Below are 23,108 nucleotides of genomic sequence, written 5' to 3'. Positions count from 1 at the left end.
TTAATTTTTATCGGTCGTCCACATGAATAGGCTGTGGGTAAGCTTGCCGGCGTTAACCTTTATGACTGGTAAGTTTGCGTGGCCGGGGCCAGAATCGCGTTATGAAAACGTTATCCATCGATGTTCGCCGTGCTGAACCGCATGATGCGCGCGCCATCTCCGAGGCGCACCGTCTGTCGTGGCAACAGGCCTATGCCGGGCTTATTCCGCACAGGCCGTTGACGCAGATGCTCGAGCGTCGTGGGGAAATCTGGTGGAAAAAGGCGACCAAAGGCTCCGCAACGATGCTGGTGGTGGAGGTGGCCGGTGTGGTCGCCGGATATGCGACGCTGGGCCTCAGCCGGGCACGCGGGCTGCCGCAGGACGGCGAGATTTACGAACTTTATCTCCGGCCGGAATATCAGGGCATCGGGCTTGGCTCGCTGCTGTTTACGGAAGCGCGCAGACTGCTGACCTCGCTTGGCTGCAACGGCATCGTTGTCTGGTGCCTTGAAGACAGCGATGTGGCCAACCGCTTTTTCCGCTCTCACGGTGGCCGCGATATTGCCGAAGGCATGGAAGATTTCGACGGCAAGTCGCTTCGCAAGGTCGGTTTCGTCTGGAACTGACAAACAATGCCGGGTGATCTGGCCTTGGGTTCATTCTCGCGGCCGGCCATGCGCAAATGCGATAGCCTCAAATCCCGCATTCTGCCTTATCAGCCCAAAGCCATGTTGCAATGCGGCGACTTTCCCAGTATCGAAAACCAAATCCAACCCGTCGAATGAGGGAAGCGAATGCGTATCGATGCAATTTCCGTAGGCAAGAATCCGCCGGATGATGTGAATGTCATCGTTGAAGTGCCGGTCGGTGGACACCCGATCAAGTACGAGATGGACAAGGATGCCGGTGCGCTGATCGTCGATCGCTTCCTCTACACGCCGATGACCTATCCGGGTAACTATGGTTTCGTGCCGCACACCCTGTCCGACGATGGCGACCCGATCGACGTTCTCATCTGCAACACCCGTCCGCTGGTTCCAGGCTGCGTCATCAATGTCCGCCCCATCGGCGTGATGATCATGGAAGATGACGGCGGCAAGGACGAGAAGATCCTCGCCGTGCCGGTTCCGAAGCTGACGCGCCGTTACGACAAGGTCCACAACTACACCGACCTGCCGGAAATCACGCTGAAGCAGATCGAGCACTTCTTCGAGCACTACAAGGATCTGGAGCCCGGCAAGTGGGTGAAGATGGGCGGCTGGCAGGATGTCGACGTCGCCAAGAAGCTGATCGTCGAAGCCATCGAGCGCTACAAGGCGCAGGGCTGATCTAAAGCATGTCTCCCAAAAGTGTGCAGCGGTTTTGGGACCAAGACATGCTTAAAAACAAAGATCTAAAGCGCGTCGCATGAATCAGATTAGACGCGATGCGCTTTAGTTTTCGAGCTTTTTGAATAGCTCTTCGAAATCCTCCGGGTCGGTGTCGATCCGGAGGATTTTTTTACGCGCCGTTTCGCCTGAAACGACGCTGATGGAGGATTTCGGCAGGCCGAGTTTTTTAGCCAGCAAAACAACCAGGGCCTTGTTGGCCTTGCCGCCTTCCGGCACGGCGCTGACGCGGGCCTTCAGATGCACGTTTCCCTCCGCATCCTTTTCCACGCCGTCTATGGCGTCACGCCCGCCATTCGGCGTGAGGCGGACGGTCAGGCGGACATGGTCGCTATGCTTCTGCCAGCAGCCGCTCAAGCGACCATCGGGTAAAGCGTGTTCCACATGAAGGAGCGGATGAAGAAGATGATCAAGAGAACGATGATCGGCGAAATGTCGATGCCGCCGAGATTGGGCAGAATGCGGCGGATGGGGCGCAGAACCGGTTCAGTGACATTGAACAGAAAGCTGCCGATGGCGTTCACGAACTGGTTGCGGGAATTGATGACGTTGAAGGCGTAAAGCCAGGAAAAAATAGCGCTGGCGATCAGCACCCACGTATAGAGGTTCAAGGCCAGATCGATGGTCTGAAACAGGGCAAGCATCAATATCTCCGTATCTTGGTTGCAAGACATTTAGACATTGAACCGTGAACCGGCAAGTGTCGCGCCGGATCGTAATGATCTTTGGTCTGATCGACCGGCGATCATCGCAATCTGGTTCATGGCTTTGCAGCGGGATTTCAGACGAAAACCGCTCACACTTTTCGTCATCCCGTTGGTGAGGGCTGGCGATTCCTGTGATATCGCTCTATTGCAAAGCTCTCATATTGTCTCGCGAGCACCCAGCCGATGTCCCTCCCTTCCGCCGAAAACCGTTTCGGTGCATTCCGGCATAGTTCCTATCGCCGCTTTTTCAGCGCCCGGTTTTTTTCTGCCTTCGCCATCCAGATCGTCAGCGTCTCAGTCGGCTGGCAGATGTATGAGGTGACCGGCAACGCCTTTTATCTCGGCCTGATCGGTCTTTTCCAGTTTCTGCCGTCCCTGCTTCTGATCCTCGTCACCGGAACGGTCGCCGACCGGCACAATCGTCGGCGCATCATGGCCATATGCCTGCTGATTGCGGCGCTTTGCGCTGCCGCTCTTCTGGGTCTTACGCTGACGCACAGCTTTTCCCCCTGGCCGGTCTTCGCCATTCTCGTCGTCTTCGGCATTGAGCGCGCCTTCATGGGACCGGCGGTTCAGTCGCTGGCGCCCAATCTCGTGCCGGTGGAGGATTTGCCGAACGCCATCGCCTGGAATTCCTCTTCCTGGCAAATGGCGTCCATTCTCGGTCCCGTCGCCGGCGGCCTGCTTTATGGCCTCGGTGCTTCCGTCGCCTATAGTGTGGCATTCGTGCTCTTCATCGTATCGGCGGCGCTTGCGGTGACGATCCGCAAGCCGGAACAACGCGGTCCGGCAAAAGCCATCAGTCTCGAAACCATGCTCGCCGGGTTCAAATTCATCGCGCAGGAAAAAATCGTTCTCGGTGCGATCTCGCTCGATCTTTTCGCGGTGCTGCTGGGTGGCGCCGTTGCGCTGATGCCGATTTTTGCCAAGGAAGTTCTGACGCTCGGGCCATGGGGCCTCGGGCTTTTGCGCGCAGCACCCGGCATCGGGGCCATCACCGTTGCGGTCATTCTGGCGTCCAAGCCCATTCGTCACCACGCCGGCCTGCTGATGTTTACCGGCGTCGGCCTCTTCGGCATCTCCACTGTGGTCTTCGGGCTTTCGCAAACCGCATGGCTGTCCATCGCCGCGCTGGTGGTCATGGGCGCATCCGACATGGTGTCGGTTTATGTGCGGGAAACACTGATCGCGCTGTGGACGCCGGATGAGGTGCGCGGGCGTGTGAATGCCGTGAACATGGTGTTCGTCGGCGCATCGAACGAGCTGGGCGAATTCCGCGCCGGCACCATGGCGCATGTCGTCGGGGCCGTGCCGGCCGTTGTCATCGGCGGGGCTGGCACGCTTGCAGTGGCGGTTATCTGGGCGCTCGGTTTCTCCAGGCTGCGCAAGATCGACAATCTGGATGCGCCGCACTGATGGCGATGGGCATTAGATCATGATGATTCTAGGTCGAATCGACCTAAAATCATCATGATCTAAATCAAAAAGTTGAGACGCGGGATTTCAGGCGAAAACCGCTCACACTTTTCGCCATCCCGCTCTAGCGCTGCGCCTTGCCCTCAAAAACCAGATCGAGGAAATTGCCGAGCCATGCCCTGAGCGGCGTGTCGAACAGCATGCGGCCTTCCAGATGCTGGCTGCCCACCTGCGCATTGGGCATGCCAAAGCGCTGCGCGCCGCGCACCACCCAGCTATGCATCATGGCGCGGGTCAGCTCGGCGTGAAACTGCAGGCCCCAGGCATTTTTTCCATAGCGATAGGCCTGATTGGGATAGGTTTCGCCGGAGGCCAGAAGTTCGGCTCCGCGCGGCAACTCGAACCCCTCCTTGTGGAAATGATAGACCATCTTCGGCCAATGCGGCATCAGAAGCCGCCCATGTTCGGTGGCATGAAGCGGATACCAGCCGATCTCCACCTTGCCCTCCCTGTCGGCCTCCACCTTGCCGCCGAGATGTTTGGACAGCATCTGCGCGCCGAGACAGATGCCGAGAAAGGGCTTGTTTTCCTTCAGCGGCACCTTCAGCCAGTCGATTTCGGCTTTGACGTAGTCATGAGAATCGTTGGCGCTCATCGGGCCGCCGAAAATGATGGCGCCCGCGTGTTTCTCCAGCGTTTGCGGCAGGTCGTCGCCGAGCGCAGGGCGCCTTATATCCAGACGATACCCTTTTTCCACCAGCATCTGGCCGACGCGGCCGGGCGTGGAACGTTCCTGATGCAGGACGATGAGCAGCGATGGTTGTTTTCTCTGTTGCCTGGAAGGGTCAAACAGCATCGTCTTCGTTTTCGCTTTCTTCAGCGGGCCCGGACCTCGTGGCGGCCTGCTGACGTTGCAGAACCCTGTCGCGCACGGATACACCAAGCAGGTCGGCGACTCGCCAGATCACATGGTCTTCCATTTCGCTTCGTTCGCCGTCAGCGTAAACAATATCCCATAATATGCCAATAAGCTCCACGCGCTGATCTTCATCGAGATGGCGGCGTATATCGGTGGTGAAGCGGTAATAATCGACGGCTTCCTTGCCGGCCTCCTGGCCGGCGGCAAGAAGCGCGTCCAGCTTTCCGGCATCGAGATGGTAATAATCCTGCAGGATTTCGCGCAGGCGGTCGCGCTCGCTTTTCGAGACGGTGCCATCCGCTTCCATGACCTGGAAACAGAGGGCGGCCACCGCCACCCTCAGATCGTCCGGACTGAAATCATCCCCATGCGGGCCGACGAGGTTCTGAATAAACGACTGTATTTGCTGGAACATCGATATCCTGTTCGTCAGAAGAGTTTGAGCCGGGTCTTGGGTTCGGCTTCGACGCCGGGTTTCTTGACGCCCGGATCATCCGGCGCGCCGCCGAAAAACGGCACGGCTTCCGCCTTTTCATCCGTGGCATCGGTTTCCACTGGCGCTTCGATTGTGACCGGCTTTTTCTCCTGCGGGACCGATACGGCCGGCTTGACCTCGATCGGTGCGGCCGGGGCGGGTTTCGGTTCGGCGCGTGTCTCCGGCGCGGCTTCGACAATGATCGTCTTCGCGGCCGGTTCGGCCCGTGCGGGCGCTGCGGCAATCGCGTTTTCGATTGTCAGGTCTTCGACGGGCGCTTCCAGCTGGCCGAAAGGCGCTTTCCATTCGAAAGCATCGAGACGGCCGGTGACCGGCGAGACCGGCAGCCATTTTTCCGAAACGACGCCGTCTGCCACCCAGGCAGGGTCGCGCGGCGCGCGCAGCGCCTGCGCCATCCAGTAGCGCACACGGCCCTGATCGCCGGTTTCGGCCTCCTCTATATCGGCCATCAGCAGGAAGATGCTCTCGCGCGGTTCGATCCGGGCGGCGGCTTCGGCCTTGGCCCGCGCCTTGGCGAATTCCTTGGCGTCGAGCGCTGCCTGCGCCACGGCGAACAGGGATTCGATGTTGTTGGGCTTCAGGCTCTCAAGCCGCTCAGCCCGTTTCAGCCGGTCGATGGCGGTATCGCCGCTGCGTGCGCGGACATAAAGTTCGGCGATCTGCGGGTGCGGATCGTTTTTCCAGACGGGTTCCAGAACCGTGGCTGCCTTGCGCAGATTGTCTTCCCGGAGATAGGATTTGGCCGCGATCAGCGCTGCCGGAACCAGGCTCTTGGCAAGCTTGAGAGCGTGCTTGGCATCCTCGCGCGCGCCAACCGGATCGCTTTCCAGCTTTTCGCCGGCCTTGGCAGTAAGAAGCACTGCTTTCAGACGTTCCGCCTCACCGCGTTCGATGACGCCGGCCGCCTTCTGCTGGTCGAGCAGGCGGATGGCATCGTCCCACTGTCCGTTGCGGCAGCGGTTTTCCAGCGTCGCCTGCGCGGCCCAGGGCAGATAGGGGGCCTTTTCCGCTGCATCCTCGGCATATTGCTGGGCGGCTTCATAGGCGCCCTGACGGCGGGCCTCGATATAAAGGCCGCGAAGGCCAAGTTCGCGTGTCTCGGGATCGCGGGCCATGGCTTCGAATTTGCGCCGCGCCTCGTCATATTTGCCTTCAATCAGGTCAGCCTGCGCATCGAGCAGATGGATCAGCGGCTCCTGATCGGCGCTGAGCAACCCTTGAGTGCGGGCCGTCATCTTGCGGGCGAGGATGGCATTGCTGGCCCCGGCGGCGATGAGGCCGGTGGAGAGCGCCTGATAACCCCGGTCGCGCTTGCGGGCGCGGAAATAACGACGGGCGGCATTGGGCGAGGTCCAGATGGCATTGACGATCCACCAGACCAGCATGACGGCGGCGACCAGCGCTGCGATGATGGAGGCGGCGACCATCAGGCTCATTTCGATCAGCTGGCCCTGCCAGACGATGGAGAGCACACCCGGCCTGTCGGCCAGCCAGGAGAAACCGAACCCGAGAGCCAGAACGATAACGGCGAAAGTCAGAATTCTGGTCATGCCCTTACCCCTGCCTGCCGGTGCTGGTGATGGCGCGGTTCAACGTGCCGCCGACCAGATTTTCGACCTCGATGCGCGCATCCAGCGATTTCTTGTAATCGGCGGATGCCGTCTTGGCGGCATCGGGAAGCCCGTTCCACTCAAGCGCTGCGCCCTGCAGATCGCCGTTGCGCAGTTTGTTTTCCATGCGCGCGATCTGGGCTTCTGGGGTCTCGCCCTCGATATTTCCGACCGGGCGCACCTTTACCAGCGAAAAGGCGCTTTCGGTAAGGCGTTCCATAATGCCCTGATTGGGGTCAGGCTGGTTGATGGCGGAAAGCATCGCATTGGCGACGTCAGGGAATTTCTGCATCAGTTCCGAACGTGACGGCACCCCGGTTGAGGCGAAGGATTGCAGCGATGCGATGGCCGGATCGTCGGGCGTTACCTTGGATAGGGTGTCGAGTTCCGTCAGGAACGGCCCGCCGCGATCGATCGCGGCCTTCAGCGCGGCGGAAGCGATGGCGCGGGCGACTTCGATATCGTCGCGCGGCTCGTTGATTTTGGCTTCCGCATCCGCAAGACGGCGTGTCAGTTCCGCCGTCGCCGATGCCTGCACGGATCGCTCCGACTGGAGGGCGGATTCCAGCGCGGCGATTTTTTCCGACAGCCCATCCACCTCCGGGGCCTCACCCTTTGCGCCTTCGAGGGTTGCGATGCGCTGTTCCAGCGCTGAGGTGTCGGCGGCCGGCGCATTGGCAAGCTGCTGCCGCAAGCTGCCCAGATCGGTTTTCAGTGCGGCGATTTCCTCGCTTCCCGCCCTGCCTGCATTGAAGGAGGGCAGGATGCCGGCATATTGCATGCTGCCTGCGGCGGCGAGCGCCACAAGGCCGCCGACGATACCTGCCGCGATCAGGCCGGAGGTCGCCGCCTGTTTGCGCTCCGCCTGCTGCGGTGTGGAGGGCTTTGCCGGTCCTGAAGAGGAGGTCGCCGTCGCTGGTTTTGCAGCGGTGACGCCGCTGGATGCGCTGGAGGACGCTGTGGAGCCGAAGGCCGGCTTCGCAGCAGCTGCTGCAGCCGCAGCGGCGCTCGCGTCAGTGGTACCCGTCGACGGTTTTGTCTCGGCTTTGGGCGGAACAGGGGCCGGCGAGACGGGCTCTTTCTGCCTGTCTGCGGGCTGTTTGTCTGCGGCGCTCTCAGCCTTCGGTGCCGTGGCTACGGATTCCGTTTTGTCGACATTGGGTTCGGGCTCGATAGGGGTTTTCTTGGGCTGGTCCCAGATGGGCGCGGGGTTACCCGTTGCGGCTGCTTCGGGCTTTGTGTCCGAAACTCCGGGCTCTGCGGCGGCCTCAGGTGTTTTGTCACCGGGCTTTTCGTCCGTCTTGGCAGCGTCCACGTCGGCGGAAATTGCTTTCACGTCTTTGGCGTCCAGGTCGATGGTGACCGGTTCGGCTTTGGACTTGGAGTGGCGTGGCGGCTTTCCCGATACCATGACAACCTCATTTCTGCCTGCAGTAATCTAAACCTAGTCAGTGACGGCGGCAAAGGAAAGAGGCGAGCTCGAATTAGGTTCCAGAGTTATGGCGTAGAAGTTCAAACATCGCGGCTTCGCTCGGTTCTTCGGCGGCCTTGGCGTTTGCGCGGAAGATTTGAGGAACGAGAGAAAACACGTTGCGGCTGATACAGATGAATTGTGTCGTTGCCAGCGCCGCCACGTATTTTTCCGTCGATACGTGATGAAAAAAGGCCCGGGCCGCTTCCGATGAATAGAGCAGGACCACATCGGCAACGCTTTCGACAAGCGCCGTCTCAAGCATCGTCTCCGAAATGTCGGAGGGCAGCATCTCATAACAATCCACCGTTCTGAAGGGAATGCCGGCGGCGGCAAGGCCTTCCTCGAAGACGGCGCCACGGGGCCTGCCCGCGAGATAGAGCAGGGGTTCTTCTTCGAAAAATAGAGTCTGGTGCTCCGCCACCAGCGCGGTCAGACTCACGGCGTCGCCGGAGGCGGTGAAAATCTGTTCGAAGCCGGTTTTTTCCGCCGCTTCCGCCGTTGCTCCGCCGACGGCGAAAAGCGGTTTTGACAGATAGGGAGCCAGCCCGTCCCGTGATGTTTCCAGCGCCCGCAGCGCCTCGGCGCTGGTCACCGCGATGGCCGCCAGCGGGCCGGATAGCGTCGAGACGGCGCGTTCGCCATGATGGGCGGGATAAAACAGCGGAAGAAGCACTGGCACATGGCCAAGCGCTTCAAGCTTTGCGGCCGTCCTTTCGCCCGAACGTTGCGGCCGGGTGACGACGATCCGCATCGGCTCAGCTCCAGCCTTCGAAGAAATTGCTGCCCGCCTTGGCGCGCACGTCTTCGCCGGCCTGCCGGCCGAGCTTTGCCGCATCGCGGCGGTTGCCGGAGGCTTCGATGCCGTGGCTCGTCTGGCCATCGGGGGTGAGGATCAGGCCGGAAAAATGCAATTCCTGGCCATCGCAGGTGGCGTAGCCGGCAATCGGCGTGCGACAGGAACCGTCAAGCGCGGCCAGAAAGGCGCGCTCGCAGGTCACGGCATCATGAGTGGGCCTGTCGTTTATGGGAGCGAGCAGCTCGTCCATGCGCGTATCGCCGATGCGGCTTTCCACGCCGATTGCGCCTTGGGCCGGAGCAGGAGGGAATTCCTTCGGGTCGAGAATCTCCGTCGGCACATTGTCCTTACCAAGTCTCTTCAGACCCGCAAAGGCGAGAAGCGTCGCATCCGCCTGACCTTCTTCCAGCTTGCGCAGGCGGGTATCGACCTGACCGCGGAAGATGATGACGCTCAGATCCGGCCGCAGGCGGCGGATCAGCGCCTGGCGGCGCAGGGATGCGGAACCGACCACGGCGCCCTGCGGCAACTCCAGCAGCTTCGGTGCGGTGCGGCCGATGAAGGCGTCGCGTATGTCTTCGCGCGGCAGGAAAGCGGACAGATAGAGGCCTTCGGGCAGAACGGTCGGCATGTCCTTGGAGGAATGCACGGCCATATCGAGTTCGCCGGACAGAAGCTGGCTTTCCAGCTCCTCGGTAAACAGGCCCTTGCCGCCGATTTCCGACAAAGCGCGGTCGGTTATCCGGTCGCCCTTGGTGGACAGCACGACGATTTCGAACATTTCTTCCGGCAGACCATGCGCCGCCATCAGCCGGTTGCGCGTCTCGTAAGCCTGCGCGAGCGCCAGCGGGCTGCCGCGCGTGCCGATTCGGAAAGGTTTTGTTTGCATCCGCGTCTATCCATTGTTACCGGAGTTGTCTTAGACCAACTCAGCGCATGATCGCAATGAACGAACAGATTTGATGACCCCCTTTCTTCGTATCCTCGGCATAGAGACAAGCTGTGACGAAACCGCCGCATCCATTGTGGTTCGGCATGCGGACGGCCATGGCGAGATCGTCTCCGACGTCGTTTTGTCGCAGCTTGAGGAACACAGCGCCTATGGCGGCGTGGTGCCGGAAATTGCCGCGCGCGCCCATGTCGAGGCGCTGGATACGCTGGTGGAAGAAGCACTGGAGCAGGCGGGCGTGACCCTTGCCGATGTCGACGCCATCGCCGCCACCTCCGGCCCCGGCCTCATCGGCGGCCTGCTGGTGGGTTTGATGACGGGCAAGGCCATCGCGAAAGCCGCAGGCAAGCCTCTTTATGCCATCAACCATCTGGAAGGCCACGCGCTGACGGCGCGCCTCACCGATGGTCTGTCTTTTCCCTATCTGATGCTGCTCGTCTCCGGCGGCCATACCCAGCTGGTGCTGGTGCGTGGCGTGGGCGATTATGAGCGTTGGGGCACCACCATCGATGACGCGCTGGGGGAGGCCTTCGACAAGACCGCGAAACTTCTGGGCCTGCCCTATCCCGGCGGGCCAGCGGTCGAGAAGGCGGCGGCGAAGGGTGATCCGAACCGCTTCCCGCTTCCGCGCCCTATGGTCGGCGAAGCACGGCTCGATTTTTCCTTTTCCGGCCTGAAGACGGCGGTGCGGCAGGCCGCTACCGCCATCGCGCCGCTTTCCGAGCAGGATATTGCCGATATCTGCGCCTCGTTCCAGAAAGCGGTGTCGCGCACGCTCAAGGATCGGATTGGCCGCGGCCTTGCCCGTTTCAGGCAGGAATTTCCGCATACAGAAAACCAGCCTGCTCTGGTCGTCGCCGGCGGCGTCGCCGCCAACCAGGAAATCCGCCAGACGCTGCAATCGCTTTGTGATACCCATGGCTTCCGCTTCGTCGCGCCGCCGCACCGGCTCTGCACCGATAATGCCGCGATGATCGCCTGGGCGGGGCTGGAGCGCATGGCGGATGGCCGGGACCCCGATCCGCTCGAAATCCCGCCGCGCTCGCGCTGGCCGCTGGATAGCAGTGCGGAGACATTGATAGGTTTCGGTAAAAGGGGAGCCAAGGCCTGATGCAGCGGGAGAAAATCGTCGTCATCGGCGCCGGCGCCTTCGGAACCGCGCTTGCTGTGGTCATCGCGCTGGAAAACCGGCATGACGTGACCCTGCTCGGCCGCGATCCATCGCTGATGGCCGACCTCAGGAACGACCGCGTGCACGAGGCGGCCCTGCCGGGCGTCGATCTGCCGGATGCGCTTGAATTTTCCGCCGAGCCAGATGTGCTGGCCGGCGCCGGCATCGTCCTCTTCGCCATGCCCTCGCAGGCTCATGCCGATGCGGCCCGTCAGTACGGTCCTTATCTGGCTAATGACTCCATCATTGTCACCTGCGCCAAGGGTATCGACCGCAGCTCCGGCCGGCTGCTGACGGAACTTCTGGAAGCGGAACTGCCGCATCATCCGATTGCGGTTCTGTCAGGTCCGGGCTTTGCGGCCGACATAGCGCGTGGTTTGCCGACGGCCATGGCGATTGCGGCGGAAGATGCGGTGATAGCCGAGCGGCTTGCGACCACGATTTCCGGCAAGACCTTCCGGCTTTATGCCTCGACCGACCGCATCGGCGTGCAGCTGGGCGGGGCGCTGAAGAATGTTCTCGCTATTGCCGCCGGCATCGTCGAAGGCGCGGGTCTTGGCGATTCTGCCCGTGCGGCGTTGATTTCGCGCGGTCTTGCTGAAATGTCGCGTCTCATCGTCGCGATGGGCGGGAAGGCGGACACGGTGCGCGGCCTCTCGGGCCTCGGCGATCTGGTGCTGACCGCCACCAGCCATCAGTCGCGAAACCTGCGTTTCGGTATCGCGCTTGGCCGGGGTGAGGGCAAGGATATGTCCGGCGGGCTGGTGGAGGGCGCTTTCGCGGCAGCCGTCGCCGCCCGGCTCGGCGAACATCACGCTGTCGACATGCCGGTTACCGAAGCGGTGGCCGCTATCATTGACGGCAATCTGGATGTGGCGAGCGCCATGCAACAATTGATGACACGGCCCATCACCACCGAATGATGGCGGGTCTTCGCTCCAAACTGCTGACGCGTTTGGAAGACATGTTTTAACGAGGAGACGAAAATGTTGTTTGCCTTTATCTGCAAGGACAAGCCCGGCCATCTGAATGTGCGCATGGAAACGCGCCCGGCGCATCTGGAGCACCTGAACAAGCTGAATGCCGAGGGCACGCTGAAGATCGCCGGCCCGTTTCTGGATGCTGAAGGCAAGCCGAATGGCAGCCTCGTAATCGTTGACGCCGCCGATATCGACGCCGCGAAGGCTCTCGCCGATGCCGATCCCTACGCCAAGGCCGGCCTGTTCGAAAGCGTTGACGTGAAGCCCTATAATTGGGTCTTCAACAATCCGGGAGCATGACCGGACATGGCGAATTACTGGCTTTACAAGTCCGAGCCGTTCAAATGGTCCTGGGAAATGCAGAAGGCCAAGGGCGGGGCGGGCGAAGAATGGACCGGCGTGCGCAATTATCAGGCGCGCAACAACATGCGCGCCATGAAGATCGGCGACAAGGGTTTCTTCTACCACTCCAATGAGGGGCTGGATGTCGTCGGCATCGTCGAAGTCTGCGCATTGTCGCATCCGGACTCGACCGCCGAAGGCGATCTGAAATGGGATTGCGTGGATATCCGCGCCGTGTGCGACATGCCGCAGCCCGTTTCGCTGAAGGATGTGAAAGCCAATCCGAAGCTGGCGAAGATGTCGCTTGTCACTTCTATGCGGCTTTCCGTGCAGCCGGTGACGGAAGAAGAATATCTCGAGGTCTGCCGCATGGGCGGTCTCGCAAATCCACCGAAGTCACCGGACTGATGCCTCGGTGAGGACCGATCCCGAACGCTTCATTCTCGACAATACCGCCATCATGCATCCGCCGCATGTGCCGGAGTTGCGCCTTCATCTCGCCACCGAAGCCCATGAGCTGTGGCTGAAGACGGAGGAGGAGCTGGAAGCGATCGGCCTGCCGCCGCCCTTCTGGGCCTTCGCCTGGGCCGGCGGGCAGGGGCTTGCCCGCTACGTTCTCGATCATCCTGAAAGCGTTTCCGGCAGGCGCGTGCTGGATTTCGCCAGCGGCTCCGGTCTAGTCGCCATCGCTGCGGCAAAGGCGGGCGCGGATACTGTTCTGGCGGCCGATATCGATCCGTGGACAGAGACGGCCATTCGGCTGAATGCGGCTCTCAATGGCGTGGACGTTGCTTTCACCGGGCTCGATCTGGTTGGGAAAGCGGTTGAAGCGGATGTTCTGCTGGCCGGCGACGTGTTTTACGACCGCGCCTTTGCCGAACTTCTCGTACCGTGGTTTCTGGAACTGACGGAAAAAGGCGTGACCATCCTCGTCGGCGATCCCGGACGCGCTTATTTGCCCAAAGAGCGGCTCCGCGCGGAGGCGACCTATCAGGTGCCGGTGACGCGGGCGCTGGAAGACAGCGAAGTGAAGAAGACCACGGTGTGGCGTTTCATCTGATCAGCGCATCGCGCATTTGCAGTAAAACGCTTCATGCTTTTACCGGAAATACTCTATGGCCGGATAATGCAGACACCATGCTCGTAGGCGCAGGCGTCGCCAGCTGTTTCAGCACGGACATTGATGATTTTCGCCTTTGGCGCAAGCTGCGTGCCCGTCGCAAGCGCTGCGCCTTTCCGTGAAAGCCCGCCGCCAATCGCGAAATAATTGCCGTTGCCGCGAACGCGCAGCGCCGATATCGCACCGACGTAAGTACCGCCGGAGAGGGTGGATGGCAGCCCGTCCGTCGAGAAGCTTACCTGCGATTGACGATGTTGATAGTTGTGCTGATAATCACGGCGGCCATAAGAATTCTCTGCCGCCGCTGAAGGCACCGCGGTGAAAATGACGCCTGCGACCATCATGGTCAAAGCGGCGATTCGGCGCTGTAACATGAGCCTCATTCTCCGGATTTTCTTGGTTAACCAAAGGTAAATTACACGATTCATGAATTACGTAAAGGTAAATATTTTAGGGGCGTAAATCTTGGAAACGCTCGATTTTTTATTTTGACGCAAAAAAATTCCAAAAAAAATTCGTGAACCAATCGATTAAATTGGAATCGGCCATGAAATGTGCTTGTCGTGATGCTCCCATGTGATTAAACGTCGCGGTTGGTGCAATGCACATTCTTTCGTCATGTGCTGTTGCTTGGGGGCGTCCTGTCTGATGGGCGCACGGGAAAACGCCGCGAGGTTCTGATGGCGAATGCGACTAATAACCGGCCTCTGTCGCCGCATCTTCAAGTTTACAAGCTGATTCCAACGATGGTTGCATCCATCGTGCACCGCATCACGGGCGGCGCGCTTTATTTCGGAACGCTTCTGGTTGCCTGGTGGCTGATCGCTATCGCCTCGGGTCCTGCCTATTACGATTGGGTCAACTGGGCGATGGGTACGATCATCGGCAGGCTCATCCTGATCGGATACACCTGGGCTCTGGTCCATCACATGCTTGGCGGCCTTCGCCATTTCATGTGGGATCTGGGCTACGGCTTCGAAAAGCACTTTACCACCAAGCTGGCAAAGGCCTCGTGGGTGGTGTCGATCTGTCTGACCGCGCTGATCTGGGTCATTGCCCTGATCGTGCGCTGAGGAGATTTTTCATGGATATGCGTACACCTCTCGGAAAGGTTCGCGGCCTCGGCTCCGCCAAGGAAGGCACCGACCATTTCTGGCGTCAGCGCGTGACTGCGGTCGCCAACGTTCCGTTGCTCATCTTCTTTGTCGTCTTCCTCATCAGATATGCCGGCGCGCCCTATCCTGAAGTCGTTGCGGCGCTGTCGAACCCGCTCGTTGCGGTCATCATGGCTCTGGTTTTGGTTTCCGGCCTCATCCACATGAAGCTCGGCATGCAGGTCATCATAGAAGACTACATTCACGCCGAGGTTTCGAAGCTCGTTCTTCTGATGCTCAATATGTTCTTCGCGGTTCTCATTGGCGGTCTTTGCATCTTCGCCATTCTGAAAATCGCATTCGCAGGATAATCCCGCCATGGCATCGATCAGTTCACCTTCCCAGAATGGCAAGGCTTACACCTATGTCGATCACTCCTATGACGTGATCGTGGTGGGCGCCGGCGGCGCGGGTCTGCGCGCAACGCTCGGCATGGCGGAACAGGGTTTCCGCACGGCCTGCATCACCAAGGTTTTCCCGACGCGCTCGCACACGGTTGCGGCGCAGGGCGGCATTGCCGCATCGCTCACCAACATGACGCCCGACTGTTGGCAGTGGCACCTTTACGACACCGTAAAGGGCTCCGACTGGCTCGGCGACGTCGATGCGATGCAATATCTCGCCATGGAAGCGCCGAAGGCGGTCTATGAGCTGGAACATTACGGCGTGCCTTTCTCGCGCAACGAAGAAGGCAAGATCTACCAGCGCCCGTTCGGCGGTCACATGCAGAATTACGGCGAAGGCCCGCCGGTGCAGCGCACCTGCGCCGCCGCCGACCGTACCGGCCACGCCATTCTGCACACGCTTTATGGCCAGTCGCTGCGCAACAATGCGGAATTCTTCATCGAATATTTCGCGCTCGATCTCATTATGGCGCCCGATGGCCGTTGCACCGGCGTCGTCGCCTGGAACCTCGATGACGGCACGATCCATCGCTTTGCCGCCAAGATGGTGGTTCTGGCGACCGGCGGTTACGGCCGCGCCTACTTCTCGGCGACCTCGGCCCATACCTGCACCGGCGACGGCGGCGGCATGATCGCCCGCGCTGGCCTGCCACTTCAGGACATGGAATTCGTGCAATTCCACCCGACCGGTATTTATGGCGCAGGCTGCCTGATCACCGAAGGTGCACGTGGCGAAGGCGGTTATCTCGTCAACTCCGAGGGCGAACGCTTCATGGAGCGTTATGCGCCTTCCGCCAAAGACCTTGCCTCGCGCGACGTTGTCTCGCGCTGCATGACGATGGAAATCCGTGAAGGCCGCGGCGTCGGCAAGAACAAGGACCACATCTTCCTGCATCTCGATCACCTCGATCCTGCGATCCTGCATGAGCGTCTTCCGGGCATTTCCGAAAGCGCGAAGATTTTCGCCGGTGTCGACGTGACCCGCGAGCCGATCCCGGTCCTGCCGACGGTTCACTACAATATGGGCGGTATTCCGACCAACTATTGGGGTGAAGTGCTGAATGCCGATGCCAACAACCCGGAACGTATCGCGCCCGGCCTGATGGCTGTTGGCGAAGCGGGTTGCGCCTCGGTTCACGGCGCCAACCGCCTCGGTTCCAACTCGCTGATCGACCTCGTGGTCTTCGGCCGTGCAGCCGCGATCCGCGCCGCTCAGGTCATCAATCGTGACGAGGCTGTTCCCGCTCTCGATACGGCTGCCTGCGACAAGATTATGGAGCGCTTCAACGGCCTGCGTTACGCCAACGGCTCGACGCCGACGGCGGTGCTGCGCGACAAGATGCAGCGCGCCATGCAGGACGATGCGGCCGTGTTCCGCACGCAGGAATCGCTGGAAAGCGGTTGCCAGCGTCTTTCCGCCATTTGGAAGGAACTGCCTGACGTCAAGGTCACCGACCGTTCGATGGTCTGGAACTCCGATCTGGTCGAGACGCTCGAGCTGCACAACCTCATGGCCAATGCGATCACCACGGTCTATGGCGCGGAAGCGCGCAAGGAAAGCCGCGGTTCGCACGCCCGCGAGGATTTCGTCGACGGTCCGTTCGCCGGTCGCGACGACGTGAACTGGCGCAAGCACACGCTTGCCTGGGTCAGTCCGGAAGGCGACGTCAAGCTCGACTACCGCCCTGTTCACACCGACCTCATCGCTGACGGCATCGATCCCAAAAAGATCGAGCCGAAGGCGCGAGTATATTGATCATGGGAAAGCGCATCGGTCTTGTTTTTTTGATTGGTGTTCTAGCGGCTGCCGCACCTGCGGTGGCTGCTGAGCGCTACAAGTTGCGTGCTCCCGGTGGGAATACTGCTGCGGTTTTCAACGACGTCGGCGTATGGAAAACCGCCAAAGCAGCGATGAATGCCCGTATCTCGGTTGGTAATCCGGTTACGGCGCAGAATTTGGAATGCGTCGCCAGACCTGGCACAAAAGCCGAGGTCATAAAGCGCGAAGGCTCGGTCGCTTATGTGCGAGCCAGCGACGCGCTGTTCGGTGGTTGCAAGGGTTATGTGAAGTCCGAATTCCTGTCGGCATACTAGGATTTTATCATGGTTGAACTCGCTCTCCCCAAGAATTCCCAGATCAGCGAAGGCAAGGTCTGGCCGAAGCCGGACGGCGCGAAGAATGTGCGCGAATACCGCATCTATCGCTGGAACCCGGATGACGGCCAGAACCCGCGCATCGACACCTATTATATCGATGTCGACGATTGCGGGCCGATGGTTCTCGATGCGCTTCTCTACATCAAGAACAATATCGACCCGACGCTGACGCTGCGCCGCTCCTGCCGCGAAGGCATCTGCGGCTCCTGCGCCATGAACATCGACGGCACCAACACGCTCGCCTGCACCAAGGGCATGGAAGAGATCAACGGCACGGTAAAGGTTTATCCGCTGCCGCACATGCCCGTCGTGAAGGACCTCGTTCCCGATCTGTCGAACTTCTACGCCCAGCATCGTTCTATCGAACCCTGGCTGAAGACGGTTTCGCCGACGCCGGCCAAGGAGTGGAAGCAGAGCCATGAGGACCGCCTGAAGCTGGACGGTCTTTATGAGTGCATTCTCTGCGCCTGCTGCTCCACCTCCTGTCCCAGCTACTGGTGGAATGGCGACCGTTATCTCGGTCCGGCCGTTCTGCTGCAGGCCTATCGCTGGCTGATCGACAGCCGCGATGAGGCAACCGGCGAGCGTCTCGACAATCTCGAGGACCCGTTCCGCCTTTACCGCTGCCATACCATCATGAACTGCGCGCAGGCTTGCCCGAAGGGTCTGAACCCGGCCAAGGCCATCGCGGAAATCAAGAAGATGATGGTCGAGCGCCGCGTTTAAAGGCGATTCGCTGACGACAGAAAATTTAGCGGGCCGCGGTCTCGACCGTGGCCCTTTTTACAACCCGGCGTGGGAAAATTCGGTAAAAATCGACCGAAATGGTAATTATCCCGGCCATCGCTTGCGCAAGATAAGGCTTTGGTAATAATTCAGCCTTCTTGTTTGATCATGATCTTTCCGGAAGCGAGAGAATCGGGAGCTTGATATGCAATTCAGATATGTGGTGACGGGCCTTGCGGTTGTGATGACTCTCGCCGGTTGCCAACGTACCTCCTACGATTACAACAACAACGGCAGCAACAATCCCGGTTATACGCCGCCTTTGCAGGCGCAGCCGGTGCCCTCCGTCCAGTCCGGCGCTCTGCCGCCGCCCGGTGGCGCCACGGGCGGCCAGTTCCCGTCGGCACCTGCCTCGGCCGCTCCTGGCGGAACCAATGTCGCTTCTGCCGCTCCGCCGGCAGCCGCACTTGACGTTACCAAGGAATCCATGGTCGGCAACTGGCGCGTTTCCAATGGCGGCGCCAATTGCGACATGTTCCTGACGCTCACCAACCTCGGCAGCGGTTCGCGTGGTGGCACGCGTGGATGCTCCGGCGAGCTGACGGCGATGGGGTCCTGGGAAGTGTCCGGCAAGATGGTTCTCTTCAAGAACCGTTCGGGTGACACGATTGGCCGCGTCTACAAGAGTGCCGATGCGCGCTTCGATGGTACAACCAATAGCGGCCAGCCGCTCAGCCTCAGCCGATGAGTCTTTCCGGTGCAGCCGGAACGCTCTTTTCGCTCTAAGCCTGTCCATTCGTCGCGGGTGCCTTTGTGCGCCCGCGCCCGAGGCGTTTATCCATGAAGCCCTTGCCTGATTACAATCATAGTGTCGTTGAACAGCTCAACGCATTGACGGCAGCTGGCACCTTGCAGGCCGATGCCGCCCAGCTTGGTGTGGCGGCGCATCTGGACCGTATCCTTGCCGATCTGAAGGCACGCAAGCCCGCCAAGAAGAAGAGTGCGCTCGGCTGGATGTTTGCGCGCAAGTCCGGACCTGCGGCAGCCGTCAAGGGACTATATGTCTATGGCAGCGTCGGCCGCGGGAAGACGATGCTGATGGACATGTTCTACGAGATGGCGCCAGTTTCCTCCAAACGGCGCTGCCATTTTCATGAGTTCATGGCGGATGTGCATAATCGCGTGCATGCGCATCGGCAGAAGCTGAAGAATGGCGAAACCAAACAGGCAGATCCGATTCCGCCTGTCGCGGCGCAGCTCCTGGCGGAAGCGGAGCTTCTGTGCTTCGACGAGTTCACCGTCACGGATATTGCCGATGCGATGATCCTTGCGCGGCTGTTCAGCGAGCTGTTCGCCAATGGTTGTACATTGGTGACGACCTCCAACGTCGTGCCGGACAATCTCTACAAGGACGGTCTCAATCGCGGCCTGTTCCTGCCCTTCGTCGATCTCTTGAAAAAGCATGTGGAGGTGGTGACGCTGGATAGCCCCACCGATTACCGGATGGAGAAGCTGGAAAGCCTGCCCGTCTATGTCACGCCGCTCGACGGTTCGGCGGATCAGGCGATGGACATGGCCTGGCGGCACATGATTGCCGGTCACCTCGTTGCGCCGACCGAGATACCGATGAAGGGCCGTTCCATTCTGGTGCCGCGCGCCAGCGGCCGGGTTGCCCGTTTTTCCTTTTCCGATCTTTGCGAAAAGCCGCTTGGGGCTTCCGACTTCCTTGCCATCGCCAATCGTTTCGATACGGTCTTCATCGACCATATCCCGTTCTTGAACGCGGACAAGCGCAACGAGACCAAGCGTTTCATCATCCTCATCGATGCGCTTTACGACCACAGCGTCCGGCTTTTTGCCTCCGCTGCCGCCATGCCGGAAGACCTGCTCGGCAAGCGCAAGGGGACCGAAGGTTTCGAGTTCGATCGCACCGCCTCGCGCCTGTTTGAAATGCGCAGTGCGGATTATCTCGCGCTGCACCACGAAAAACGCCAGAAAGTTTGACACTTTCGTGACGTATTTTCTTACGTTTACGTAAGAAAATAATGATCTAAACGATTGAAAATATTCACCAGAAAAGAATCTGTTGCCAATTTTAGCCAATGGGGCTAATCGGAGTGCGACAATTTGGCTGCCGGTTTGGCGCGGTGAAATTGAATTGAAGCTCAAGAGGAAGCATTCGATGGCTCGCAAAAAAATTGCACTTATTGGTTCTGGCATGATCGGCGGCACGCTGGCGCATCTCGCCAGCCTGAAGGAACTGGGCGATATCGTCCTCTTCGATATTGCCGACGGCATCCCGCAGGGCAAGGGTCTGGATATTGCCCAGTCCGGCCCGGTTGAAGGCTTCAATGCAAAGCTCACCGGCGCTTCCGATTACGCCGCCATCGAAGGTGCTGACGTCTGCATCGTCACCGCTGGCGTTGCCCGCAAGCCGGGCATGAGCCGCGACGATCTTCTCGGCATCAACCTCAAGGTCATGGAGCAGGTCGGCGCCGGCATCAAGAAATATGCCCCGAACGCTTTCGTCATCTGCATCACCAACCCGCTCGACGCGATGGTCTGGGCGCTGCAGAAGTTCTCCGGCCTGCCCAAGAACAAGGTCGTCGGCATGGCCGGCGTTCTCGACAGCGCCCGTTTCCGCCTGTTCCTCGCCGAAGAATTCAACGTTTCGGTTGAAGACGTCACCGCCTTCGTTCTCGGCGGCCACGGCGACACCATGGTGCCGCTCGCACGCTATTCCACGGTTGCCGGCGTTCCGCTGACCGATCTCGTCAAGATGGGCTGGCTGACCGCCGAGCGCCTTGAGCAGATCATCCAGCGCACCCGTGACGGCGGCGCGGAAATCGTCGGCCTGCTGAAGACCGGTTCGGCCTATTACGCGCCGGCTGCTTCGGCAATCGAAATGGCTGAATCCTACCTCAAGGACAAGAAGCGCGTTCTCCCCGCCGCTGCCCACCTCTCGGGCCAGTATGGCGTCGACGACATGTATGTCGGCGTGCCGACCATCATCGGTGCCGGCGGTATCGAGCGCATCATTGAGATCGAACTCAACAAGGAAGAAGAAGCCGCCTTCCAGAAATCTGTCGGCGCTGTCGCTGGTCTTTGCGAAGCCTGCGTCAACATCGCTCCGTCGCTGAAGTAATAGCCTAGCGGCTCCAAACAGGGATTATTCCATGAATATTCACGAATATCAGGCCAAGGCTCTTCTGAAGGGCTACGGCGCGCCGGTTGCTGAAGGCGTCGCCATTCTCAAGGTCGAAGAAGCCGAAGCTGCCGCCAAGCAGCTTCCCGGCCCGCTCTACGTCGTCAAGAGCCAGATCCACGCTGGCGGCCGCGGCAAGGGCAAGTTCAAGGAACTCGGCCCGGACGCCAAGGGCGGCGTTCGTCTGGCGAAGTCCATCGACGAAGTCGTTTCCCACGCCAAGGACATGCTCGGCAACACGCTGGTAACGGCGCAGACCGGTGAAGCCGGCAAGCAGGTCAACCGTCTCTACATCGAAGACGGCGCGGACATTGCCCGCGAGCTCTACTGCTCGCTGCTGGTTGACCGTTCCGTCGGCCAGGTCGCGTTCGTGGTTTCCACGGAAGGCGGCATGGACATCGAGGCTGTCGCCCACGACACGCCGGAAAAGATCCACACCATCGCCATCAACCCGGAAAAGGGTGTGAGCGATGCCGACGTTGCTGCGATCTCCAAGGCTCTCGAGCTTGACGGCGTTGCAGCCGAAGACGCCAAGGCGCTCTTCCCGATCCTTTACAAGGCCTTCAACGAGAAGGACATGGCTCTCCTCGAGGTCAACCCGCTGATCGTCATGGAAAATGGCCATCTGCGCGTTCTCGACGCCAAGATGTCCTTCGACGGCAATGCGCTGTTCCGCCACGACGACGTCAAGGCGCTGCGCGACGAGACCGAAGAAGACGCCAAGGAAATCGAAGCCTCCAAGTGGGACCTCGCTTACGTCGCCCTCGATGGCAACATCGGCTGCATGGTGAACGGCGCCGGTCTCGCCATGGCGACGATGGATATCATCAAGCTTTACGGCAAAGAGCCGGCTAACTTCTGCGACGTCGGCGGCGGCGCCGGCAAGGAGAAGGTTGCGGCAGCTTTCAAGATCATTACGGCCGACCCGAAGGTCGAGGGCATCCTCGTCAACATCTTCGGCGGCATCATGAAGTGCGACGTCATCGCCGAGGGCGTAATCGCCGCGGTGAAGGAAGTCGGTTTGCAGGTTCCGCTCGTCGTTCGCCTCGAAGGCACCAACGTCGAACTTGGCAAGAAGCTTCTCAACGAATCTGGTCTTGCGATTACGGCTGCTGACGATCTGGACGACGCAGCCAAGAAGATCGTCGCGGCGATCAACGGCTAATTGAGGGACCGGAAATAATGTCTATTCTTGTTAATAAAGACACGAAGATCCTCGTTCAGGGTCTGACCGGCAAGACCGGCACCTTCCACACCGAACAGGCGCTTGCCTATTACGGCACGCAGATGGTTGGCGGTATTCACCCGAAGAAGGGCGGCGAAACCTGGACCGGTTCCAAGGGTGAAAGCCTGCCGATCTTCGCAACTGTTGCCGAAGCCAAGGAAAAGACCGGCGCAGACGCGTCCGTGATCTACGTTCCGCCGGCAGGTGCAGCAGACGCCATCATCGAAGCCATCGATGCGGAAATTCCGTTTATCACCTGCATCACCGAAGGTATCCCGGTCATGGACATGGTTCGCGTCAAGGCTCGCCTCGACCGCTCCAAGTCGCGCCTGCTCGGCCCGAACTGCCCGGGTATCCTGACGCCGGAAGAATGCAAGATCGGCATCATGCCGGGCTCCATCTTCCGCAAGGGTTCGGTCGGTATCGTTTCGCGTTCGGGCACGCTCACCTATGAAGCCGTGTTCCAGACCTCCAACGAAGGCCTCGGCCAGACCACGGCTGTCGGCATCGGCGGCGACCCGGTCAAGGGCACCGAGTTCATCGACGTGCTGGAAATGTTCCTCGCCGACGACGCCACGCAGTCGATCATCATGATCGGCGAAATCGGCGGCTCGGCTGAAGAAGATGCGGCGCAGTTCCTGATCGACGAAGCCAAGAAGGGCCGCAAGAAGCCGATGGCTGGCTTCATCGCAGGCCGTACGGCTCCGAAGGGCCGCACCATGGGCCACGCCGGCGCTGTCGTTTCCGGCGGCAAGGGTGACGCAGAGTCCAAGATTGCGGCAATGGAAGCAGCCGGTATCAAGGTATCGCCCTCTCCGGCGCGCCTCGGCAAGACGCTGGTTGAAGTCCTCAAGGGCTGAGACCACATGACATCGGTAACGGGCGGC

General features: G+C 60.2%; 27 protein-coding genes. 18 read left to right on the top strand and 9 right to left on the bottom strand.

The window, feature by feature from the left end; genetic code table 11:
- Nucleotides 1-101: 101 nt before the first annotated feature.
- Together CFBP4996_RS12125 and ppa are read left to right on the top strand one after the other, a co-directional pair.
- Complete coding sequence (locus CFBP4996_RS12125) at nt 102-608, top strand: GNAT family N-acetyltransferase (protein WP_080815633.1); 507 nt, start codon at nt 102-104, stop codon at nt 606-608.
- A gap of 168 nt (nt 609-776) precedes the next feature.
- Nucleotides 777-1,310: an inorganic diphosphatase gene (gene ppa, locus CFBP4996_RS12120; RefSeq protein WP_003523485.1), complete on the top strand. Its 534-nt coding sequence runs from the start codon at nt 777-779 to the stop codon at nt 1,308-1,310.
- A gap of 105 nt (nt 1,311-1,415) precedes the next feature.
- On the opposite strand, the gene CFBP4996_RS12115 is transcribed toward ppa, so the two are convergent.
- Complete coding sequence (locus CFBP4996_RS12115) at nt 1,416-1,727, bottom strand: DUF167 domain-containing protein (RefSeq protein ID WP_080853017.1); 312 nt, start codon at nt 1,725-1,727, stop codon at nt 1,416-1,418.
- Entirely contained in the window at nt 1,724-2,014 is a 291-nt protein-coding gene (locus CFBP4996_RS12110; protein ID WP_003523487.1) for a YggT family protein, read from the bottom strand. Before CFBP4996_RS12110 ends, CFBP4996_RS12115 begins: the two co-directional genes overlap by 4 nt.
- 246 nt (nt 2,015-2,260) lie before the next feature.
- Between CFBP4996_RS12110 and CFBP4996_RS12105 the strand changes: the two genes are divergently transcribed.
- Nucleotides 2,261-3,493, top strand: coding sequence for an MFS transporter (locus CFBP4996_RS12105; protein ID WP_080853018.1), 1,233 nt, complete (start codon nt 2,261-2,263; stop codon nt 3,491-3,493).
- Nucleotides 3,494-3,617: 124 nt separating this feature from the next.
- On the opposite strand, the gene CFBP4996_RS12100 is transcribed toward CFBP4996_RS12105, so the two are convergent.
- The 6 genes from CFBP4996_RS12100 to hemC all read right to left on the bottom strand — a co-directional run bounded on the left by CFBP4996_RS12100 (nt 3,618) and on the right by hemC (nt 9,677).
- Nucleotides 3,618-4,349, bottom strand: a complete 732-nt coding sequence (locus CFBP4996_RS12100; protein WP_003523491.1) for a glutamine amidotransferase — start codon at nt 4,347-4,349, stop codon at nt 3,618-3,620.
- Entirely contained in the window at nt 4,339-4,827 is a 489-nt protein-coding gene (locus CFBP4996_RS12095) for a tellurite resistance TerB family protein (RefSeq protein WP_020813557.1), read from the bottom strand. Before CFBP4996_RS12095 ends, CFBP4996_RS12100 begins: the two co-directional genes overlap by 11 nt.
- A gap of 14 nt (nt 4,828-4,841) precedes the next feature.
- Nucleotides 4,842-6,458, bottom strand: a complete 1,617-nt coding sequence (locus tag CFBP4996_RS12090; protein WP_080853019.1) for a heme biosynthesis protein HemY — start codon at nt 6,456-6,458, stop codon at nt 4,842-4,844.
- A gap of 4 nt (nt 6,459-6,462) precedes the next feature.
- Nucleotides 6,463-7,929: a COG4223 family protein gene (locus CFBP4996_RS12085; protein WP_080853020.1), complete on the bottom strand. Its 1,467-nt coding sequence runs from the start codon at nt 7,927-7,929 to the stop codon at nt 6,463-6,465.
- Nucleotides 7,930-8,002: 73 nt separating this feature from the next.
- Nucleotides 8,003-8,743 carry a uroporphyrinogen-III synthase gene (locus tag CFBP4996_RS12080; protein ID WP_080853021.1) on the bottom strand — a complete coding sequence of 247 codons (741 nt, stop codon included), beginning with the start codon at nt 8,741-8,743 and terminating at the stop codon, nt 8,003-8,005.
- A 4-nt stretch (nt 8,744-8,747) separates the two neighbouring features.
- Nucleotides 8,748-9,677, bottom strand: a complete 930-nt coding sequence (hemC, locus tag CFBP4996_RS12075; protein ID WP_035262460.1) for a hydroxymethylbilane synthase — start codon at nt 9,675-9,677, stop codon at nt 8,748-8,750.
- A 73-nt stretch (nt 9,678-9,750) separates the two neighbouring features.
- On the opposite strand from hemC, the gene tsaD reads away from it, so the two are divergent.
- The 5 genes from tsaD to CFBP4996_RS12050 all read left to right on the top strand — a co-directional run bounded on the left by tsaD (nt 9,751) and on the right by CFBP4996_RS12050 (nt 13,290).
- Nucleotides 9,751-10,848: a tRNA (adenosine(37)-N6)-threonylcarbamoyltransferase complex transferase subunit TsaD gene (gene tsaD, locus CFBP4996_RS12070; RefSeq protein WP_080853022.1), complete on the top strand. Its 1,098-nt coding sequence runs from the start codon at nt 9,751-9,753 to the stop codon at nt 10,846-10,848.
- Nucleotides 10,848-11,831, top strand: a complete 984-nt coding sequence (locus CFBP4996_RS12065; protein ID WP_080853023.1) for an NAD(P)H-dependent glycerol-3-phosphate dehydrogenase — start codon at nt 10,848-10,850, stop codon at nt 11,829-11,831. The genes tsaD and CFBP4996_RS12065 overlap by 1 nt, the downstream gene beginning before the upstream one ends.
- Nucleotides 11,832-11,894: 63 nt before the next feature.
- Nucleotides 11,895-12,188 carry a YciI-like protein gene (locus CFBP4996_RS12060; protein WP_003523501.1) on the top strand — a complete coding sequence of 98 codons (294 nt, stop codon included), beginning with the start codon at nt 11,895-11,897 and terminating at the stop codon, nt 12,186-12,188.
- 6 nt (nt 12,189-12,194) lie between these two features.
- Nucleotides 12,195-12,638, top strand: a complete 444-nt coding sequence (locus CFBP4996_RS12055) for an EVE domain-containing protein (protein WP_080853024.1) — start codon at nt 12,195-12,197, stop codon at nt 12,636-12,638.
- Between the two features lie 7 nt (nt 12,639-12,645).
- Nucleotides 12,646-13,290 carry a class I SAM-dependent methyltransferase gene (locus CFBP4996_RS12050; protein ID WP_080853025.1) on the top strand — a complete coding sequence of 215 codons (645 nt, stop codon included), beginning with the start codon at nt 12,646-12,648 and terminating at the stop codon, nt 13,288-13,290.
- A gap of 53 nt (nt 13,291-13,343) precedes the next feature.
- On the opposite strand, the gene CFBP4996_RS12045 is transcribed toward CFBP4996_RS12050, so the two are convergent.
- Nucleotides 13,344-13,724, bottom strand: a complete 381-nt coding sequence (locus CFBP4996_RS12045) for a hypothetical protein (RefSeq protein ID WP_162935966.1) — start codon at nt 13,722-13,724, stop codon at nt 13,344-13,346.
- A 306-nt stretch (nt 13,725-14,030) separates the two neighbouring features.
- Here CFBP4996_RS12045 and sdhC point away from each other — a divergent pair, with 306 nt between their 5' ends.
- The 10 genes from sdhC to sucD all read left to right on the top strand — a co-directional run bounded on the left by sdhC (nt 14,031) and on the right by sucD (nt 23,081).
- On the top strand, nt 14,031-14,423 hold the full coding sequence (gene sdhC, locus CFBP4996_RS12040) for a succinate dehydrogenase, cytochrome b556 subunit (RefSeq protein ID WP_003523506.1): 393 nt from the start codon (nt 14,031-14,033) through the stop codon (nt 14,421-14,423).
- Between the two features lie 11 nt (nt 14,424-14,434).
- Nucleotides 14,435-14,815, top strand: coding sequence for a succinate dehydrogenase, hydrophobic membrane anchor protein (sdhD, locus tag CFBP4996_RS12035; RefSeq protein WP_020811956.1), 381 nt, complete (start codon nt 14,435-14,437; stop codon nt 14,813-14,815).
- Nucleotides 14,816-14,822: 7 nt separating this feature from the next.
- Nucleotides 14,823-16,664, top strand: a complete 1,842-nt coding sequence (sdhA, locus tag CFBP4996_RS12030; RefSeq protein WP_080853027.1) for a succinate dehydrogenase flavoprotein subunit — start codon at nt 14,823-14,825, stop codon at nt 16,662-16,664.
- Between the two features lie 2 nt (nt 16,665-16,666).
- Entirely contained in the window at nt 16,667-17,002 is a 336-nt protein-coding gene (locus tag CFBP4996_RS12025) for a succinate dehydrogenase (protein WP_080853028.1), read from the top strand.
- A gap of 9 nt (nt 17,003-17,011) precedes the next feature.
- Nucleotides 17,012-17,791 (top strand): succinate dehydrogenase iron-sulfur subunit, encoded by a 780-nt coding sequence (locus tag CFBP4996_RS12020; RefSeq protein ID WP_003523509.1) that lies wholly within the window; start codon nt 17,012-17,014, stop codon nt 17,789-17,791.
- Nucleotides 17,792-17,996: 205 nt separating this feature from the next.
- Nucleotides 17,997-18,539 (top strand): protease inhibitor Inh/omp19 family protein, encoded by a 543-nt coding sequence (locus tag CFBP4996_RS12015; RefSeq protein ID WP_080853029.1) that lies wholly within the window; start codon nt 17,997-17,999, stop codon nt 18,537-18,539.
- Between the two features lie 92 nt (nt 18,540-18,631).
- On the top strand, nt 18,632-19,795 hold the full coding sequence (zapE, locus tag CFBP4996_RS12010; protein WP_035263522.1) for a cell division protein ZapE: 1,164 nt from the start codon (nt 18,632-18,634) through the stop codon (nt 19,793-19,795).
- A gap of 178 nt (nt 19,796-19,973) precedes the next feature.
- Nucleotides 19,974-20,936 (top strand): malate dehydrogenase, encoded by a 963-nt coding sequence (mdh, locus tag CFBP4996_RS12005; protein ID WP_003523512.1) that lies wholly within the window; start codon nt 19,974-19,976, stop codon nt 20,934-20,936.
- Between the two features lie 31 nt (nt 20,937-20,967).
- Nucleotides 20,968-22,161: an ADP-forming succinate--CoA ligase subunit beta gene (sucC, locus tag CFBP4996_RS12000; RefSeq protein ID WP_080853030.1), complete on the top strand. Its 1,194-nt coding sequence runs from the start codon at nt 20,968-20,970 to the stop codon at nt 22,159-22,161.
- A gap of 17 nt (nt 22,162-22,178) precedes the next feature.
- Complete coding sequence (gene sucD / locus CFBP4996_RS11995) at nt 22,179-23,081, top strand: succinate--CoA ligase subunit alpha (RefSeq protein ID WP_003492390.1); 903 nt, start codon at nt 22,179-22,181, stop codon at nt 23,079-23,081.
- Nucleotides 23,082-23,108 lie beyond the last annotated feature (27 nt).

This window comes from Agrobacterium leguminum, from assembly GCF_005144435.2.
Taxonomy (GTDB): Bacteria; Pseudomonadota; Alphaproteobacteria; order Rhizobiales; family Rhizobiaceae; genus Agrobacterium; species Agrobacterium leguminum.
Note: the sequence above shows the minus strand (reverse complement) of the source record. Positions and strands in the feature narration are given on the sequence as shown.

Bases quoted from the DNA above. Each gene is read 5' to 3' on its own strand.
- CFBP4996_RS12060 (WP_003523501.1), top strand. From the start codon at position 11,895: ATGTTGTTTGCCTTTATCTGCAAGGACAAGCCCGGCCATCTGAATGTG.
- CFBP4996_RS12015 (WP_080853029.1), top strand. From the start codon at position 17,997: ATGCAATTCAGATATGTGGTGACGGGCCTTGCGGTTGTGATGACTCTC.
- mdh (WP_003523512.1), top strand. From the start codon at position 19,974: ATGGCTCGCAAAAAAATTGCACTTATTGGTTCTGGCATGATCGGCGGC.
- zapE (WP_035263522.1), top strand. From the start codon at position 18,632: ATGAAGCCCTTGCCTGATTACAATCATAGTGTCGTTGAACAGCTCAAC.
- sdhC (WP_003523506.1), top strand. From the start codon at position 14,031: ATGGCGAATGCGACTAATAACCGGCCTCTGTCGCCGCATCTTCAAGTT.
- CFBP4996_RS12025 (WP_080853028.1), top strand. From the start codon at position 16,667: ATGGGAAAGCGCATCGGTCTTGTTTTTTTGATTGGTGTTCTAGCGGCT.
- tsaD (WP_080853022.1), top strand. From the start codon at position 9,751: ATGACCCCCTTTCTTCGTATCCTCGGCATAGAGACAAGCTGTGACGAA.
- ppa (WP_003523485.1), top strand. From the start codon at position 777: ATGCGTATCGATGCAATTTCCGTAGGCAAGAATCCGCCGGATGATGTG.
- CFBP4996_RS12045 (WP_162935966.1), bottom strand. From the start codon at position 13,724: ATGTTACAGCGCCGAATCGCCGCTTTGACCATGATGGTCGCAGGCGTC.
- CFBP4996_RS12085 (WP_080853020.1), bottom strand. From the start codon at position 7,929: ATGGTATCGGGAAAGCCGCCACGCCACTCCAAGTCCAAAGCCGAACCG.
- hemC (WP_035262460.1), bottom strand. From the start codon at position 9,677: ATGCAAACAAAACCTTTCCGAATCGGCACGCGCGGCAGCCCGCTGGCG.
- CFBP4996_RS12065 (WP_080853023.1), top strand. From the start codon at position 10,848: ATGCAGCGGGAGAAAATCGTCGTCATCGGCGCCGGCGCCTTCGGAACC.
- CFBP4996_RS12095 (WP_020813557.1), bottom strand. From the start codon at position 4,827: ATGTTCCAGCAAATACAGTCGTTTATTCAGAACCTCGTCGGCCCGCAT.
- CFBP4996_RS12055 (WP_080853024.1), top strand. From the start codon at position 12,195: ATGGCGAATTACTGGCTTTACAAGTCCGAGCCGTTCAAATGGTCCTGG.
- CFBP4996_RS12125 (WP_080815633.1), top strand. From the start codon at position 102: ATGAAAACGTTATCCATCGATGTTCGCCGTGCTGAACCGCATGATGCG.
- CFBP4996_RS12090 (WP_080853019.1), bottom strand. From the start codon at position 6,458: ATGACCAGAATTCTGACTTTCGCCGTTATCGTTCTGGCTCTCGGGTTC.
- CFBP4996_RS12100 (WP_003523491.1), bottom strand. From the start codon at position 4,349: ATGCTGTTTGACCCTTCCAGGCAACAGAGAAAACAACCATCGCTGCTC.
- sdhD (WP_020811956.1), top strand. From the start codon at position 14,435: ATGGATATGCGTACACCTCTCGGAAAGGTTCGCGGCCTCGGCTCCGCC.
- CFBP4996_RS12105 (WP_080853018.1), top strand. From the start codon at position 2,261: ATGTCCCTCCCTTCCGCCGAAAACCGTTTCGGTGCATTCCGGCATAGT.
- CFBP4996_RS12080 (WP_080853021.1), bottom strand. From the start codon at position 8,743: ATGCGGATCGTCGTCACCCGGCCGCAACGTTCGGGCGAAAGGACGGCC.
- CFBP4996_RS12110 (WP_003523487.1), bottom strand. From the start codon at position 2,014: ATGCTTGCCCTGTTTCAGACCATCGATCTGGCCTTGAACCTCTATACG.
- sucD (WP_003492390.1), top strand. From the start codon at position 22,179: ATGTCTATTCTTGTTAATAAAGACACGAAGATCCTCGTTCAGGGTCTG.
- sucC (WP_080853030.1), top strand. From the start codon at position 20,968: ATGAATATTCACGAATATCAGGCCAAGGCTCTTCTGAAGGGCTACGGC.
- sdhA (WP_080853027.1), top strand. From the start codon at position 14,823: ATGGCATCGATCAGTTCACCTTCCCAGAATGGCAAGGCTTACACCTAT.
- CFBP4996_RS12020 (WP_003523509.1), top strand. From the start codon at position 17,012: ATGGTTGAACTCGCTCTCCCCAAGAATTCCCAGATCAGCGAAGGCAAG.